This window comes from Xanthomonas campestris pv. asclepiadis, assembly GCF_020784175.1.
Lineage (GTDB): Bacteria > Pseudomonadota > Gammaproteobacteria > Xanthomonadales > Xanthomonadaceae > Xanthomonas > Xanthomonas campestris_D.
This window is the reverse complement of the sequence record NZ_JAJGQM010000019.1, coordinates 23414-40159: the sequence shown is the minus strand read 5'-3', so window position 1 is coordinate 40159 and position 16746 is coordinate 23414. Positions and strand designations below refer to the sequence as shown.

The 16746-nt window shown below is 66.3% G+C and carries 12 protein-coding genes and 2 other RNA genes; 8 read left to right on the top strand and 6 right to left on the bottom strand.

The genetic code is table 11. The features are described 5' to 3' along the window. The first annotated feature begins 62 nt into the window (after positions 1–62). Both LL972_RS10765 and phbB read left to right on the top strand, forming a co-directional pair. A complete protein-coding gene (locus LL972_RS10765) occupies positions 63–1391 on the top strand; it encodes a CitMHS family transporter (RefSeq protein WP_228327595.1) in 1329 nt (442 codons plus the stop codon). Between the two features lie 156 nt (positions 1392–1547). Then, on the top strand, positions 1548–2288 hold the full coding sequence (gene phbB / locus LL972_RS10760) for an acetoacetyl-CoA reductase (protein ID WP_228327594.1): 741 nt from the start codon (positions 1548–1550) through the stop codon (positions 2286–2288). A 4-nt stretch (positions 2289–2292) separates the two neighbouring features. Here phbB and LL972_RS10755 read toward each other — a convergent pair. Next, positions 2293–2368, bottom strand: a non-coding RNA gene (locus tag LL972_RS10755) — sX9 sRNA. A gap of 308 nt (positions 2369–2676) precedes the next feature. Here LL972_RS10755 and LL972_RS10750 point away from each other — a divergent pair. After that, on the top strand, positions 2677–3708 hold the full coding sequence (locus LL972_RS10750) for a LacI family DNA-binding transcriptional regulator (RefSeq protein ID WP_228327593.1): 1032 nt from the start codon (positions 2677–2679) through the stop codon (positions 3706–3708). Between the two features lie 144 nt (positions 3709–3852). On the opposite strand, the gene LL972_RS10745 is transcribed toward LL972_RS10750, so the two are convergent. Continuing rightward, positions 3853–5172 carry an MFS transporter gene (locus LL972_RS10745; protein WP_228327592.1) on the bottom strand — a complete coding sequence of 440 codons (1320 nt, stop codon included), beginning with the start codon at positions 5170–5172 and terminating at the stop codon, positions 3853–3855. Positions 5173–5439: 267 nt separating this feature from the next. Here LL972_RS10745 and LL972_RS10740 point away from each other — a divergent pair, with 267 nt between their 5' ends. Then, a complete protein-coding gene (locus LL972_RS10740) occupies positions 5440–7896 on the top strand; it encodes a TonB-dependent siderophore receptor (protein ID WP_228327591.1) in 2457 nt (818 codons plus the stop codon). Between the two features lie 34 nt (positions 7897–7930). After that, a complete protein-coding gene (locus tag LL972_RS10735; protein ID WP_228327590.1) occupies positions 7931–9850 on the top strand; it encodes an alpha-amylase family protein in 1920 nt (639 codons plus the stop codon). Positions 9851–10323: 473 nt separating this feature from the next. Here LL972_RS10735 and LL972_RS10730 read toward each other — a convergent pair whose 3' ends face one another. The 3 genes from LL972_RS10730 to rsgA all read right to left on the bottom strand — a co-directional run bounded on the left by LL972_RS10730 (position 10324) and on the right by rsgA (position 13599). Beyond that, entirely contained in the window at positions 10324–11004 is a 681-nt protein-coding gene (locus LL972_RS10730; RefSeq protein WP_228327620.1) for a type 1 glutamine amidotransferase domain-containing protein, read from the bottom strand. A gap of 238 nt (positions 11005–11242) precedes the next feature. Beyond that, positions 11243–12505, bottom strand: coding sequence for a flavohemoglobin expression-modulating QEGLA motif protein (locus LL972_RS10725; RefSeq protein WP_228327589.1), 1263 nt, complete (start codon positions 12503–12505; stop codon positions 11243–11245). A 2-nt stretch (positions 12506–12507) separates the two neighbouring features. Continuing rightward, positions 12508–13599, bottom strand: a complete 1092-nt coding sequence (gene rsgA / locus LL972_RS10720) for a ribosome small subunit-dependent GTPase A (RefSeq protein ID WP_104648796.1) — start codon at positions 13597–13599, stop codon at positions 12508–12510. A gap of 152 nt (positions 13600–13751) precedes the next feature. Here rsgA and LL972_RS10715 point away from each other — a divergent pair, with 152 nt between their 5' ends. Genes LL972_RS10715 through LL972_RS10705 form a run of 3 tightly spaced genes read left to right on the top strand, consistent with a single transcriptional unit; the run spans position 13752 to position 16375 of the window. Next, on the top strand, positions 13752–15023 hold the full coding sequence (locus LL972_RS10715; protein ID WP_228327588.1) for a pyridoxal phosphate-dependent aminotransferase: 1272 nt from the start codon (positions 13752–13754) through the stop codon (positions 15021–15023). Positions 15024–15025: 2 nt separating this feature from the next. After that, on the top strand, positions 15026–15646 hold the full coding sequence (locus LL972_RS10710) for an SGNH/GDSL hydrolase family protein (protein ID WP_228327619.1): 621 nt from the start codon (positions 15026–15028) through the stop codon (positions 15644–15646). A 57-nt stretch (positions 15647–15703) separates the two neighbouring features. Then, entirely contained in the window at positions 15704–16375 is a 672-nt protein-coding gene (locus LL972_RS10705; RefSeq protein ID WP_228327587.1) for a methyltransferase, read from the top strand. A 34-nt stretch (positions 16376–16409) separates the two neighbouring features. On the opposite strand, the gene LL972_RS10700 is transcribed toward LL972_RS10705, so the two are convergent. Further along, positions 16410–16485: non-coding RNA, sX9 sRNA (locus LL972_RS10700), on the bottom strand. Between the last annotated feature and the right edge of the window lie 261 nt (positions 16486–16746).

Sequence of the window (16746 nt, the reverse complement as noted above, 5' to 3'; positions counted from 1 at the left end):
ATGCGCTGCGCAGCGGCGCGCTCCACTCTCCCCCTGTTGTATGCCTCAAAGGATGTGCCCGCATGCTGACCGCGCTCGGTTTCGGAATGGTGATCACCTTCATGTACCTGATCATGAGCAAGCGGCTGTCGCCGCTGGTGGCTTTGATCACGGTGCCGATCGTGTTCGCGCTGCTGGGCGGCTTCGGCACCGGCATCAACGAGATGATGCTCGACGGCATCAAGAAGATCGCGCCCACCGGCGTGATGCTGATGTTCGCCATCCTCTACTTCGGGGTGATGATCGACGCCGGCCTGTTCGATCCGCTGGTTGGCCGCATCCTGCGCCTGGTCAAGGGCGATCCGCTGAAGATCGTGATGGGCACGGCGATCCTGGCGATGCTGATCTCGCTCGACGGCGATGGCTCCACCACCTACATGATCACCGTGTCGGCGATGCTGCCGCTGTACCAGCGCCTGGGCATGAACGCGCTCAACCTCACCTGCGTGACCATCCTGGCCAGCGGCGTGATGAACCTGACCCCGTGGGGCGGCCCCACGGCGCGCGCCGCCACCGCCCTGCATGTGGATCCGGCCGATGTGTTCGTGCCGCTGGTGCCGGCGATGGCGATGGCGATCGCCGGCATCCTCGCACTGGCCTGGTTGCTGGGCATGCGCGAACGGCGCCGCCTGGGCGTGGTGCGCCTGCCGGCCGACGGCAACTGGCTGGACACCAGCATCCCCGAAGAAAGCGACGCGCTGCCACGCGTGGAAGACACCGAGGACATGAAGCGGCCCAAGCTGCTGTGGGTGAACCTGCTGCTGACGTTGGCGCTGATGGCCGCGCTGGTGGTGGGCGTGCTGCCGATGCCGGTGCTGTTCATGATCGGCTTTGCGCTGGCGCTGATGATCAACTACCCCAACCTGGCCGAGCAGCGCCGCCGCCTGGTCAATCACGCCGGCAATGTGCTGTCGGTGGTGTCGCTGATCTTTGCCGCCGGCATCTTCACCGGCATTTTGTCCAACACCGGCATGGTCGAAGCGATGTCGCGCAGCTTCCTGGCGGTGATCCCGGACAGCTGGGGCCCGTATCTGGCGGTGATCACCGCGATCGTCAGCATGCCGTTTACGTTCTTCATGTCCAACGACGCGTTCTACTTCGGCGTGCTGCCGATCCTGTCCGAGGCCGCCGGCCACTACGGCATCACCCCGGTGGAAATGGCGCGCGCCTCGCTGGCCGGGCAACCGGTGCATCTGCTCAGCCCGCTGGTGCCATCGACCTACCTGCTGGTCGGCCTGGCCAAGGTCGACTTCGCCGACCATCAACGCTTCACGCTGAAATGGGCGGTGTTGATTTCGCTGCTGATGCTGGCGGGCGGGTTGGTGTTTGGCCTGTTTCCGTTGGCGCGCTGATCGCGCGCCGGGAATGGGGAATCGTAAGGGCGGCGCTGTGCTGTCGTGTCGATTACTGACTTCCACATGGAAGACCAGAGACCGCAAAGGCGGCTCCTGCGCTACCGATTCCCCACTCCCGATTCCCCATTCCCAAACTCCGAAGGAGTTCAAGCAATGACACTTCGCATCGCATACGTCACCAGCGGCATGGGCAGTGTGGGTACCGCGATCTGCCAGAAGCTGGCGCGCAGCGGGCATACCGTGGTCGCCGGTTGCGGGCCCAATTCGCCGCGCAAGACCTCCTGGTTGCGCGAGCAGCGCGAGCAGGGCTTCGAGTTCGTCGCCTCCGAGGGCAATGCCGCCGATTGGGATTCCACCGTGGCGGCGTTCGCCAAGGTCAAGGCCGAGGTCGGCAAGATCGATGTGCTGGTCAACAACGCCGGCGGTAGCCGCGACACCTTGTTCCGGCAGATGAGCCGCGACGACTGGAACGTGGTGATCGCCAGCAATCTGCATTCGCTGTTCAACATCACCAAGCAGGTGGTCGACGGCATGACCACGCGCGGTTGGGGACGCATCGTCAACATCGGCTCGGTCAGTGCGCACAAGGGCCAGATCGGGCAGATCAATTTCGCCACCGCCAAGGCGGCGATGCATGGTTTCAGCCGCGCCCTGGCGCAGGAAGTGGCCTCGCGCGGGGTCACCGTCAACACCATCTCGCCGGGCTATATCGCCAGCGCATCGATCAGCAGTTTCCCGCCAGACGTGCTCGACCGCCTGGCCACCTCGGTGCCGATCCGCCGGCTCGGCAAGCCGGCCGAAGTCGCCGGGCTGTGCGCCTGGCTCGCCTCCGATGAGGCCGCCTACGTGACCGGCGCCGACTATGCGGTCAACGGCGGTCTGTACATGGGCTGAGAGCCGCTGACAGAACGTAGCGAGCGGTCGTCAGGTCGATGCGGACGGCACGCTTGAGTCGGATCGTGCGGAGGATACATGCGGGCTCCTAACACCGATCGCGCCGGCCGGGCGGTGAGCGCAGTCCTTGATAGTCGCGGTGAAGCTTCACCGCTCTGACGCCTCACTGCTCTGATGCTTGACTGCTCTGAAGTTTCACTGCTCTGAAGCCTCACCGCTCCAAGTCCCGCGCTAGTCGTGGCCGCTGTCATGCACGCCCCGCGCGCCCGACACTTGCATGCAGGTGCGTGATTGCATTGCCCAGCGCGCACAAGCGGCCGCCACTGCGTTGATCAACCCGCCTCCAGTGCGAACTGATTACACTCGGGGTTTTCCGCACTGCGCTGACATGGCCAAACCTTCAGAACGCGCCACGCCGGGGCCCCGCCCGCAGATGGCCGACATCGCCCGCATGGCGGGGGTGTCCGAATCCACCGTGTCGCGCGCCCTGGCCGGCAGCCCGGTGGTGGCCGAGCGCACGCGTGCCTACATCAAGCAGATTGCCGCCGATGCCGGCTACCAGGTCGATCCGATCGCGCGCAGCCTGCGCGCCAAACGCTCCAACACGGTGAGTGTGGCGGTGCCGATGATGCATGCGCTGGACCAGCCACTGTCGGACCCCTTCATGATGACGATGCTGGCGCTGCTGGCCGAAGAACTGACCGGGCGCGGCTACAGCATGCTGCTGTCCAAGCTGGACCGGCATCAGGACGGATGGGTGGAACAACTCGCACGCGGCAGCCGCTCCGATGGCGTGATCGTGCTGGGGCAAAGTTCCGAACATGCCGCGCTGGACGAAGCCGCGCGCGATGGCCTGCCGATGGCGGTCTGGGGCAGCCGCATTGACGGGCAGTCGTACATCAGCGTGGGCAGCGACAATTTCCAGGGCGGCGCGTTGGCCACCGAACATCTGATCGCCAGCGGCCGTCGCCGCATCGCCTTTCTCGGCGACGACCAGTTGCCCGAGGTTGCACCACGCTTTGCCGGCTATCGCCATGCACTGCAGCGGCACGGGCTGGAGTTCGATACGCGCCTGCATGCGCGCAGCCACTTCCTCAGCGAAGACGCCTACCGCCTCACCCGCGCGATGCTCAAGAAGACCGATCCGCCGGATGGGCTGTTCGCCGCCTCCGACGTGATTGCGGTCGGCGCGATCCGCGCCCTGGTCGAAGCCGGGCATCGCGTGCCGCAGGACATCTCGCTGGTGGGCTTTGACGATATTCCGCTGGCCGCCTACAGCCAGCCACCGTTGACCACGGTGCGGCAGGACCTGGGGCTGGCCGCGCGCCTGCTGGTGGACCGGCTGCTGGCGCTGATCGGCGGCGAAGCGGTGGAGTCGGTGGAGATGCCGGTGAAGCTGGTGGTGCGTGAGTCGGCTTGAGGCCGGGAATCGGGAATCGGGAATCGGGAATCGGGAATCGTAAGAGCGTGCGTGCTGGCGTGCGGTGCATAGCTACGCGTTGCTGTCCGCGTGATCGCGGTCGGTTGATTCAGTACGCAGCGACACAGATGTAACGCGTCGCGGTTACACCACTGCTGTCTTGGGCTTGCGGACGCGTACGCACAGCATCGCCACTGCCGCTGCCAGCATCAGCGCGCCGGCCAGGCGGATCACGTTGCGCGGGTCGCCGTGCAACAGCCACGCGTAGTACAGCGGCAAGGTGACGATCTGGATCAGCATCGGCAGCACGATGAACAGGTTGAACAGGCCCATGTACACACCGGTGCGCTCGGGCGGAATGCTGTCGGCCAGCATCAGGTAGGGGTTGCCCATCATGCTGGCCCAGGCCAGGCCGATGCCGATCATCGGCAGCAACATCAGCCAGCGGTCCTGGATGCCCGGCAACACCCACATGCCGACCCCGGCCGTGACCAGGCAGGCCGCATGCGTGTACTTGGGGCCGATGCGGCGCACCACCGGCACCATCGCAAACGCTGCCAGAAACGCGATGAAGTTGTAGAACCCGCCGATCTGCCCATTGACCAGGCCGGCCTGGCGGAAGCCATGCGAGTTGGCTTCGGTGGTGCCGAACAAGCTGGTCGACAGCGACAGCACGATGTACTGCCAGTAGCAGAAGATCGCATACCACTGGAACAGCATCACCGGCGCGAGCTGGCGCATGGTCGGCGGCATCGCGCGCAGGGCGCCGTAGATTTCGCGCACGGTGGCGCCCAGGCCGGCACCGGTCTGGCGCATCCGCGCGATCTCTGCCGGCGCAAGCACCGGCTCGCGCACGCTACGCGCGGTGAGCAGGATCGAGGTCGCAGAAAACCCCGCACCGATCACGAACGCGGCGATGGTGACATAGGGAATGTGGTGCGCATTGGCGGCGTCCTGGTTCATGCCCATCCACACCAGCAACGGCGGGGTGAGATAGGCCAGCGTCTGCGCAAGCCCGGTAAACGCGCTTTGGGTCAGATACCCAAGTGACCGCTGCGGTGGCGCCAGCACATCGCTGACCAGCGCACGGTATGGCTCCATCGCCACGTTGTTGGCCGCATCCAGGATCCACAGCAGGCATACCGCCATCCACAACGCGGTGCTGAACGGCATCGCCAGCAGGCACAGGCTGCACACCAGCGCACCCAGCACCATATACGGCATACGCCGGCCCCAGCGTGTCACCGAGCGGTCGCTCCACGCACCGACGAACGGTTGCAGGACCAGCCCGGTGATCGGCCCGGCCAGCCACAGGTACGGCAGGCTGGCGTGATCGGCGCCCAGATAGTTGTAGATCGGGCTCATGTTGCTCTGCTGCAGGCCGAAGCTGTATTGCACGCCGAAGAAGCCGGCGTTGAGCGCCAGGATGCGCGCGAAGGAGAACGGAGTGGCGGTCGACGACATGCAAGGCCCTGGGCATCGGTGCGGCTCCCAGTGGCCGCAGCGCACTGTACCCTGCCGTCTCTGCAATCGATTGTAACGCTGCGCCGCAACACGCTTTCGCTTTCAAAAACACAAGCTCGCAGGCGCCGAGACGATGCTGCAGCGCAAGATTGCAATCGATTGTATTGCGGCGTATTACTGCGCTCGCACTGCAGGCCACACGGCCACTCCCTGGGAGGGGACGATGCAGGCGTCGGCCTACCACCATCCGTGAAAGAGAGAACCGCAATGCCCACCTTGCACACCCTGCGCCTGCACGCCCTGGCCTGCGCGGTCGCCTCCTGCCTGTGCGCGCCCGCCGCGCTGGCGCAGGACGCGACCACGGCCGCACCCGTCACGCCGCCGGCCGCCGACAGCGCCGCGGTCAACCTGGATTCGGTGTTCGTCACCGGCACCTCCACCGCCACCACCAAGTTGAAGTCCAGCGTGTCGGTCAGCACCGTCGGCGCCGAGGCGATCGAACAATCGGCGCCACGCAGCACCGCCGAAATCTTCCGCAACATTCCCGGCATCCGCTCCGAATCCAGCGGTGGTGAGGGCAACGCCAACATCGCCGTGCGTGGCCTGCCGGTTGCCTCCGGCGGCGCCAAGTTCCTGCAGCTGCAGGAGGACGGCCTGCCGGTGATGGAATTTGGCGATATCGCCTTCGGCAACTCTGACATCTTCCTGCGCTCGGATTTCACCCTGGACCGCATCGAAGCCATCCGCGGCGGCTCGGCATCGACGTTCACCAGCAACGCGCCCGGCGGCATCATCAACTTCATCAGCAAGACCGGCGACACCGCAGGCGGCAGCGTCGGCGTGAGCCGCGGCCTGGATTACGACAACACCCGCGTGGACTTCGACTACGGTGCGCCGTTCGCCGAAAACTGGCAGTTCAACATCGGCGGCTTCTTCCGCCAGGGCGATGGCGTGCGCGATGCCGGCTACACCACCGACAAGGGCGGCCAGCTCAAGGCCAACCTGACCCGGCTGTTCGAGAACGGCTACGTGCGTATCTACGGCAAATACCTCAACGATCGCGCCGCCGGTTACCTGCCGGTGCCGACCTCGGTGCGTGGCCGCGACGGTTCGCCGGACCTAGGCGGTTTCGCCGGTTTCGATCCGGGCAACGACACCTTGTACAGCCGCAATTTCCGCAGCGATGTCGGCCTGGACGGCAACAACCGGCCGCGCCGCACCGACCTGGGCGACGGCATGCATCCGATCTCGCGCACCATCGGCGCCGAGGCCTGGTTCGACCTGGGCAACGGCTGGAACCTGAGCGAGAAGTTCCGCATCGCCGACAACAGCGGCCGCTTCGTCAGCCCGTTCCCGGCCGAGGTTACCGATGCCGCCACGCTCGCCGCGTCCATCGGCGGCGCAGGCGCGCAACTGGTGCAGGCCAGCGGCCCGGACGCCGGCCAGGCCTACACCGGCAACGCGATCCGCACGCATCTGTTCAACGTGGCGATCAACGACCTGGGCAACGTCACCAACGACCTCAGCGTCTCGCGCGAGTTCGGCGGCGACGGCCGCACGCTCAACCTGCGCATGGGCTATTACAGCTCGCGCCAGACCATCGACATGGATTGGACCTGGAACTCCTACGTGCAGAGCCTGGGCCGCGACTCGCGCCTGCTCAACGTGGTCGATGCCGGTGGCGTATCGCGCTCGCAAAACGGCCTGTATGCGTACGGCACTCCGTTCTGGGGCGATTGCTGCAACACCCGCAGCTACGACGTGCGCTACGACGTCAACGCACCCTATCTCGCGCTCACCTTCGACAGCGGCAAGTTCAGCATCGACGGCAGCCTGCGTTACGACATGGGCGATGCACGCGGCAACTATGCCGGCACCGCAATCGCGCAGAACCTGGACGTCAACGGCGATGGCGTGATCCAGCCGGTGGAACAGCGCGTAGCCACGGTCGACACCGCCAACGCACGGCCGGTGGATTACGACTGGAATTACCTGTCGTACTCGCTGGGCAGCAATTACCTGATCAACGACGACCTGGGCGCATTCGCGCGCATCAGCCGCGGCGCACGCGCCAATGCCGACCGCCTGCTGTTCGGGGTGATCCGCGACGATGGCTCGGTCTCCTCCGATGAAGGCGTCAACGTGGTCCGCCAGGCCGAAGCCGGCCTGAAGTGGCGCCGCGACGGGCTGAGCCTGTTCGCCACCGCGTTCTCGGCGCGCACCGAGGAACAGAACTTCGAAGTCACCAGCCAGCGCTTCTTCAACCGCAGCTACGAGGCGCACGGCGTGGAGCTGGAAGCCAGCTACCGCCACGAGGGCTTCACCGTCAACGGCGGCCTGACCTGGACCGATGCGGAGATCTCCAGGGACCAGATCACTCCGGAAAACACCGGCAACGTGCCGCGTCGTCAGGCCGATGTGGTGTGGCAGCTCACCCCCAGCTACCGCGGCGACGGCTACCAGTTCGGCGTCAACCTGATCGGCACCACCGATGCCTACACCCAGGACTCCAACCAGTTGAAGATGCCGGGCTATACGCAGGTGAACCTGTTCGGCGACTACCGCGTGACCGACGCACTCACCTTCGCGCTCAACGTCAACAACCTGTTCAACACCTTTGGCCTGACCGAGGCCGAGGAAGCCAGCATCCCGGCCAACGGCATCATCCGCGCGCGCTCGATTGCCGGCCGCACCACCAGCATCAGCCTGCGTTACGACTTCTAAGGACCCCTCGCCGGGTTCGTCCCGGCGCTTGCCAATGAGCACCTCCCCCACCGATTTCACTGCAGTGCGCGCGGCCTTTGCCGCGCCGCTGGACCCGCAGCGTGCGAGCACGCTGTTGCCACGCTTCGACCGGCACGCGCCGCGCCTGCTCGACGCGCTACAAGCGCTGTATGGGCAACGCCCGGACTATGCGTCGTGGCTGACGCTGTGGTTGAGCGCGCTCGGCAGCAGCGCGCAACAGCGGCCACAGCCACTGCAACAGCTCGACACAGCGCGTCAGCCCGGCTGGTTCGGCGGGCAGCACATGCTGGGCTACAGCGCGTACGTGGACCGCTTCGCCGGCACGCTGCAAGGGGTGGCCGAACGCGTGCCGTACCTGCAGGAGCTGGGCGTGCGCTATCTGCACCTGCTGCCATTCCTGCGCGCACGCGCCGGCGATAACGACGGCGGCTTTGCGGTCAGCGATTACGGCCAGGTCGAACCGAGCCTAGGCAGCAACGACGACCTGGTCGCGCTGACCACGCGCCTGCGCGAGGCCGGCATCAGCCTGTGCGCGGATTTCGTGCTCAACCACACCGCCGACGACCACGCCTGGGCGCAGGCGGCGCGGGCCGGCGATGCGCGCTATCTCGATTACTACCATCACTTTGCCGACCGCAGCCTGCCCGACCAGTACGAAACCACGCTGGGGCAGGTGTTCCCGCACACCGCACCCGGCAACTTCACCTGGGTGGACGCCACCGGCCGGTGGATGTGGACCACGTTCTATCCCTATCAGTGGGATCTGAACTGGAGCAACCCGGCGGTGTTCGGCGAGATGGCGCTGGCGATGCTGCAGCTGGCCAACCTGGGCGTGGAGGCCTTCCGGCTGGATTCCACCGCCTACCTGTGGAAGCGCCCCGGTACCGACTGCATGAATCAACCCGAGGCGCACACCTTGCTGGTGGCGCTGCGCGCGGTCACCGATATCGTGGCGCCGTCGGTAGTGATGAAGGCAGAAGCCATCGTGCCGATGACGCAACTGCCACCCTACTTCGGCAGTGGTGCGGACCAGGGCCACGAATGCCATCTGGCTTATCACAGCACGTTGATGGCGGCCGGCTGGTCGGCGCTGGCGCTGCAACGCGGCGACATCCTGCACAACGTCATCGCGCATAGCCCGCCGCTGCCAGCCAACTGCGCATGGCTGAGCTATGTGCGCTGCCACGACGACATCGGCTGGAACGTGTTGCAACACGAAGCGGCGGGCAATGCCGTGCAGCCGCCGTTCGCGCTGCGCGATGTCGCGCGTTTCTATGCCAACCAGGTGCCGGGTAGTTATGCGCGCGGCGAGAGCTTCCAGAGCAGCGGTGATGGCGTGCACGGCACCAACGGCATGGCCGCGGCGCTGGCCGGCATCCAGGCCGCGCAGGAAGCGGGTGACGCGGCGGCGCTAACCATGGCAGTGGATCGATTGGTGTTGCTCTATGCCATCGCACTGGCGATGCCCGGCGTGCCGTTGATTTATATGGGCGACGAACTCGCCCTGCCCAACGATATCGGCTACCGCGACGATCCGCAGCGTCGGCACGAAGGCCGCTGGCTGCATCGCCCGGCGATGGATTGGCAGCTTGCAGCACAGCGCGAAGATGCGGGCAGCCTGAGCGGCACGGTGTATCGCCGGCTACGTGGATTGATCCGGCAACGTGCCGCGCTGCCCGCACTGGCTGCCACTCAGGCGCTGGGCAGCATTGCGCTGGGCGATTCACGTCTGTTTGCGTTGACCCGTGGCGATGACTTTGTGGCCGTGCACAACTTCGGCGAGCAACCGCTGACGGTGGAGCTTGCCGCGATCGGCAATGGCCGGTGGAAGATGTTGGCGGATGGCGGCCAGACCGCTACCGAATCGCTGGGCGATGACTTGCGGCTGGTGCTGCCGGCTTATGCGGTGCGCTGGCTGGAGCGTATTGCTTGAACGATATGGTGCAGGTTTGTAGCGCTACTGCAGGGCGGACGATCTGCGGCTAGAGCGGACGATCTGTGGCCTGGCTGCAGGGCCCTCGCCCGCCCACCATCGCGGGACACGCCGCAAGTACGTCCTTGTAGGCTCTTACGCGGCATCCATGCCGCGTAAGGTCCCGCGACGGTAGGCGGGCAAGAGCCAATCTGGATGGTCGGTGTGCTTGGTTGCAAGCACTTGATTGCGTCGGGGTGTCGAATGCTGCGGTATTCCGAAAGTGCACCACGAAAGTCGCTAAAACTCCTGCACTCACCGTCGGATGGATGCGGCCGACGCTCGGCACCGGCATCTACCACACGTACGCTCCGATTGCTCCGCACCGTCCGCACCTCGCTGGCGAATGATCGCTAGGTTTTTTTCCGCTCCAAATCAAGCGCGGCGGGGTCTTCCGGTGGCCGTCCTTGCATCACCGTGGGACAACCGAAGAATCAGCGCTTCGACAACTCGAGCAACGCTTCGGCCGCCTTTTCCGAAGACGCGGGGTTCTGGCCGGTGACCAGCATGCCGTCCGTGACCACATGCACGCCCCAGTCGGCGCTTTTCTCGTAGCGGCCGCCGAGCTCGGTCAGCACGTCTTCGACCAGGAACGGCACGATCTTGGTCAGGCCCACGCCCTCTTCTTCGCCATTGGTGAAACCGGTGACGCGGCGGCCGTTGACCAGCGGCTTGCCATCGCTGCCCTTGACGCGGCGCAGCGCGCCCGGTGCGTGGCACACCAGGCCATGCGGCTTGTTGGCCGCGGCGAACGCTTCGATCAGCGCGATCGAATCCGCGTCTTCGGCCAGATCCCACAACGGACCATGGCCGCCTGGGTAGAACACCGCATCGAAGTCCTCGGCCTTCACGTCCGACAGGCGATGCGTACTGGCCAGGGCCTTTTGCGCGTCGGGGTCCTGCTTGAAACGCTTGGTCGCTTCGGTCTGCGCATCGGGCTCGTCGCTCTTGGGATCCAGCGGCGGCTGGCCGCCCTTGGGCGAGACCAGGGTGATGTCGGCGCCGGCATCCTTGAACACGTAGTACGGCGCGGCGAACTCTTCCAGCCAGAAGCCGGTCTTCTTGCCGGTATCGCCGAGCTGGTCGTGGGACGTGAGCACCATCAGGATCTTCATCGCATTGCCTCGTGTCATGGCCCGTCTCGGGCGAGGCAACCAGTGTCCGGATCAGCCCGTTGCAACATCGTGTAGAACGCGTCTGCGCGACGCATGCGGTTCAGCGCCACTTGGGGCGGCGATGCAATCCAGGCGGGCGGCTACGTCGCCCAGCATCCACGAGTGAGGTGCGACTAGCGGCAGCGCGCTGCGCGCTTGCACCTGCCCGGCGCCTGTTCGCAAGCTGGCGTAACGACGCTCAGACATTCATCGCCGGCGGCTGCAGCTGATCCATGCGGATGCGGTTGGCGAACAACGAAAACGCCAGCATGCCGGCCAGCCCGCTGACCCGGCTCACCCACGGCGGCAACCAGCGCGGTGCGACCAGCACGCCGCTGTCGAACAAGGGCGCAAGGCGCGCCACATCGCCCAGCGCCATCTTGCCGGCGAACAGGTAGCGGCATAGCTGCAGCTGGTCGCGCTGCAAGGCATGCCGGAAGAACGTATGCACCGCGACCAGCCCGCGCAGGTACACCGTGTCCTTGGTGAAGGCGCCGCCGCCGGAGGTCGGCACGCCGCGGAATACCCGCTGCGCCGAGGAAAAGCTCTCCGCCGCGCTCTGCCCGCCGGCAGTGAAGTAACGGAACACATCGATGAAATCCGCGCCCGAGCGCGCCATCGCAATCGCCTCGATGCGCAGGCTGATGCGCTTCATGCGTTCGATGTCGATGCTGCCGGTGATCTGCTCGGCAAAGGTGGCCAGGCCTTCCTGCGTGGCGGTGGTGCGCGGCGAGGAAATGCCCAGGCTGGGCAGGTGCAGCTGCGCGCGCCCGTTGAGCGCGGTGAGCGAATGCACCAGCGCCTCGTGATGGAACAACTGCGCACGGTCGTAATCGCTGAAGGTGGCGCCCGTGCGCAGGCGGATGCGGTGTGCACCTGCGGCCGCCTTGGCCAGCAGATCCGGATCCAGCGTGACGGTGATGACGCGCCCTTCGAAGAACGCGTCCAGATCGTTCTGCAGTTGCATGCGCAAGGCGGTGGCCGACACCGGCACCTGCTCTTCGGGCGCCAGCAGCTCGCGGTCCAGCTCCTGCGCGATCTGGATGAAATGCCGCGCCGCCTCGCGCGTGCTCGGGCCGTTGCCCGGCATCGGGTCGTCGGGCACGCCGAACAGCTGCGCCGAGTAATCGCTGACTGCGGAAGTGCCCAGCGACTCCAGCAGGCCGGCGGCCAGATCCCAGCTATGGGTCGAATCGATCAGGTAGGCGCCGATCGGATGGTGCGGGTCGGCCGCCCTGGCGATCGCGGACAGTTCGCGCCGGGTGTCGCCAAAGTCCAGCGCCGGGTACTCCACCTGCGGCAGCTCCGGTTGCCCGCGCGCCACGCTCTGCAGGAACGGCTCCTGCAGCGAGCGCGGCCAGCTCGCCAGGGCGAGCAGGCGCACGCCACGCACGGCCTTGACCAGGCGCGCATCCAGCGCCGCGTGATGGACGATGTCCGGCGGGCCCTTGCGCGATGGCATGCTCAGCGTCGCCCGGTGCGATCGACGCTGGCGGGCCGCCGGCCCGATCCCTTGCCCCGGTTGTTCTGCGCCAGGCGCGTGGCGAGCTTTTCGGCCGCCGCGGCCACTTCCACGCGCAGCTTCATGTAGTTGGCCACCCGTTCCGGGTCCAGCGTATCGGCCTCGATCGCCGCACGCACCGCACAACCAGGCTCGGCGATATGCGCGCAATCGTTGAAACGGCACTGCGCCGCCAGGGCCTCCACATCGGAGAAACCGCCCTCGGCCAGGTCTTCTTCGCCGGTGGGCTTGAGCTCGCGCATACCGGGCGTATCGATCAGGCACGCACCGGACGGCAGCGGAATCAAAGCACGGTGCGTGGTGGTATGCCGGCCGCGCGAATCGTTCTCGCGCACCGCATTGGTCTTCATCTTCTGCGACCCGAGCAAGGTATTGGTCAGCGTCGACTTGCCCGCACCGGACGAGCCCACCAGCACTGCGGTGCGGCCATCGCCCAGCCACGGCCGCAGCGCCGCCACGCTCTCGGGATCCTTGGCATTGACCGCGCGCAACGGGATGTTCTGCGCCTCCAGCTCCTCCAGCACCGCCAATGCATCCTCGGCGTACTCGGTCTGGTCGGCCTTGGTCAGCACCACCACCGGCTCGGCACCGCCGCCGCCGACCAGCAGCAGATAGCGTTCGATGCGGCGCGGATTGAAGTCCGCATCCAGCCCGCACACGATGAACACCGTATCGATGTTGGCCGCGATCACCTGCTGGTGGTAATGCTCGCCGGCCGCACCGCGCTTGATCGAGGTGCGCCGCGGCAGCAAGGCCACGATGCGCTTGCCCTCCATCAGCACCCAATCGCCCACCGACGCCCGCTCATGGCTGGGAAACCGCGGCCGCTGCCACTCCGGCAACGACTCGGCCTTGAGGCTGGCCTCCGGCGTATCGGCCACCACATAGCCGGTGCGGTGCTGCTCCACCACCCGCGCCGGCAGCGCCTGCGGATGCGCGGCGAAGAGTGCCTGCCAGGCCGGGTCTTCGGCAGGGCCAGGCCAGGGCCAGCCGATGGATTGGAGGGTGGGGTAATCGGGGGGTGCATTGCTCATGGGGCGATTCTAGCTGGCTGGCCGCAGCGGCTTGTGCAATCGGCCCTGCGCCGGCCCTGAAGCGCCCCTTGACATCGTTGCCGATGCAAGCATGTCCGCCTGCCCTATTTCCGCTACCATGCCAAGCCTCACGCCTACAACCGGCCCGTCGCATGTCCACTGCCCCGCAAAAGCCGCTCGCCATCCGCGAGCGTCTGTCCGAAGTCCGCTACGAAATCCGGGGCGAGCTGGCGCGACGAGCGCGGGAACTGGAGGCGCAGGGCCGCAAGCTGATCAAGCTCAATATCGGTAATCCAGGCGCGTTCGGGTTTCGTGCGCCGGAGCATCTGCAGCGCGCGATCGCCGACGACATGGGCCGCACCGATCCGTACACCCATCAGCAAGGGCTGCCGGAGGCACGCGAGGCGATCGCCACTGCGTATGCGCGGCGCCAGCATCCGGATGCGCATCCGGACCGCATCTTCGTCGGCAACGGCGTCAGCGAGCTGATCGACCTGTCGCTGCGTGCGCTGCTCAATCCCGGCGACGAAGTGCTGGTGCCCTCGCCCGACTATCCATTGTGGTCGGCCGCCACCATCCTCAACGATGGCCGTCCGGTGTACTACCGCTGCGCGCCGGAAAACGGCTTCCAGCCGGACCCGGTGGAGATCGAGACGCTGGTGTCCTCGCGCACCCGCGCCATCGTGCTGATCAATCCGAACAATCCCAGCGGTGCCAGTTATTCGCGCGAACTGCTGGAGCGCATCGTGGCCATCGCCAGCAAGCACAACCTGCTGCTGATGGTCGATGAGATCTACGACCAGGTGCTCTACGACGACGCCGCCTTCGTGCCGGTCGCGCCGCTGGCCGGTGCGCATCCGTGCATCACCTTCGGCGGCCTGAGCAAGGTGCACCGCGCCTGCGGCTGGCGTGTGGGCTGGGCGCTGCTGTCGGGCGAGCAGTCGCGCATCAACGACCTACGCAACGCGATGGACCTGCTCGGCGCGCTGCGCCTGTGCGCCAACGTGCCGGGCCAGTACGCCATCGATGCGGCCGTCAACGGGCCGGACACCATTTCGGCGCTGTGTGCGCCGGGCGGCCGTCTGTATGAAACCCGCCGTGCGGTGATCGAGGCCTGCGAGGCCAGCGAGCACCTGTCGCTGGTGGCGCCGGCCGGTGCGCTGTATGCGTTCCCGGCGGTGGTCGGCCCGGCCGCGCGCAACTTCGACGACCATGAATTCGCGCTCGACCTGATGAACGAGGAAGGCGTGCTGGTGGTGCCGGGTTCCAGCTTCAATGTGCCCTACCGCCACCACTTCCGCGTGACCCTGATGCCGGAAGCGCCGGTGATGCGCGATGTGTTCGCACGCATCGACCGTGCCCTGGCACGCCGCGCCGAGGCGGTCACCAAGGTGGTGCCGCTCAAGTCGCGCAGCGTGGCGTGACGGTGGTGGCCGGCACGCCGCTGCGCTATCTGGCGCTCGGCGATTCCTACACCATTGGCGAAGGCGTTGCCCCCGAGCAGCGTTGGCCGGTGCAACTGGTCGACGGTTTGCGTGCCTACGGCTGGAATGTGGCGCCGCCGCAGATCATCGCCACCACCGGCTGGACCACCGACGAGCTGCAGGCCGGTCTCGATGCCGCTGCGCCGCAGGGGCCGTTCGATCTGGTGAGCCTGCTGATCGGTGTCAACAATCAATACCGCGGACGTTCGCTGGACGCGTACCGCAGCCAGTTCGATGCGTTGTTGCTGCGTGCAATCGAATTCGCCGGCGGTGTTGCAGCGCGCGTGTTCGTGCTGTCGATTCCGGATTGGGGGCTGACCCCGTTTGCGCATGCGCACGGCGGCGATGCGGCGCTGATCGGTGCCCAGATCGATGCCTTCAACGACGTGGCCGCCGAACGTTGCGCTGTACGCTCGGTGCGTTTTGTCGACATCACCGCCACCAGCCGCGATGGCGGCGACGCTGCCGACATGCTGGTCGACGATGGCCTGCATCCCTCTGGCGCCATGTATGCGCGCTGGACCGTATTGGCACTGCCTGCAGCGCGCGATGCCCTAAGCTAGCCGCGCAACACGCCTCACTGCCAAGGACCGACATTGCACAGCACCGCCACCCAACCCATGAGCCGCACGCAGGCGCTGGCGATCGCGCGCGCATTTCTGCCGCCGCATCCGCTGGGCAATCGCTACGACTACTACTACACCCAGGCCAAGCTGCGCACGGATCCGTTGTATCCGGGCGTGCTGGCCGAATTACGCAGCACCAACGCACCAGTTCTGGATCTGGGCTGCGGGCTGGGCCTGCTCGCGCACGCATTGCGCGCCGATGGCCAGGCACTGGCGTATCACGGGGTGGATGTGGACGCGTCCAAGATCCGCCGCGCGCAACACATCGCGCAGCGCTCGGCGTTGGGCAATACGCAGTTCGCCGTGGTCGATCTGAGCGTGGCGTGGCCGCAACATCGCGGCAGCGTGACCATTCTGGATGTGCTGCAATATCTGCAGGCCGACATGCAGGCCAGCCTGCTGCGCAGCGTGGCGCAGATGCTGACGCCGGGTGCGAAGCTGGTGATTCGCAGTGCACTGGGCGATGCCAGCAGCCGTGGTCGCACCAGCCGCGTGACCGACGTGCTGGCGCATCTGAGCGGATGGATGCAGCGCATGCCGCGCAGCTATCCCACCCGCGACAGCCTGCAGGCGCAGCTGGATACCGCCGGTCTGCGTGCTACCTTTGCGCCGTTGTATGGCAACACGCCATTCAACAACTGGTTGATCGTGGCCGAGCCGCGCTGAGGCCGTGCACAACGTGCCTGGCTCGCTTTAGAACGACTGACAAAACGTAACGCGCGGTCGTCGGACGGATGTGGACGGCACGCAGAAACCGGGGTGTACGCGTAGCACATGCCGCAACGGGCACCGGCCGCGCAGCCGTTTTGACAGCCGCTGTTGACGTCATGCGGATGATCCTGGGCCACGTTGTTCGAGGGCGGTGCACCACCGCCCCAGAGAATCCGCTGGTTGCCTTGTTGAAAGCTGTGCACACCGACCATCTCGACAGGTCCTTGCCCGCCCACCGTCGCGGGCTCTTACGCGGCATGGATGCCGCGTAAGAGCCTACAAGGACGTACTTGCGGCGTGTCCTGCGAGGGTGGGCGGGCAAGGGC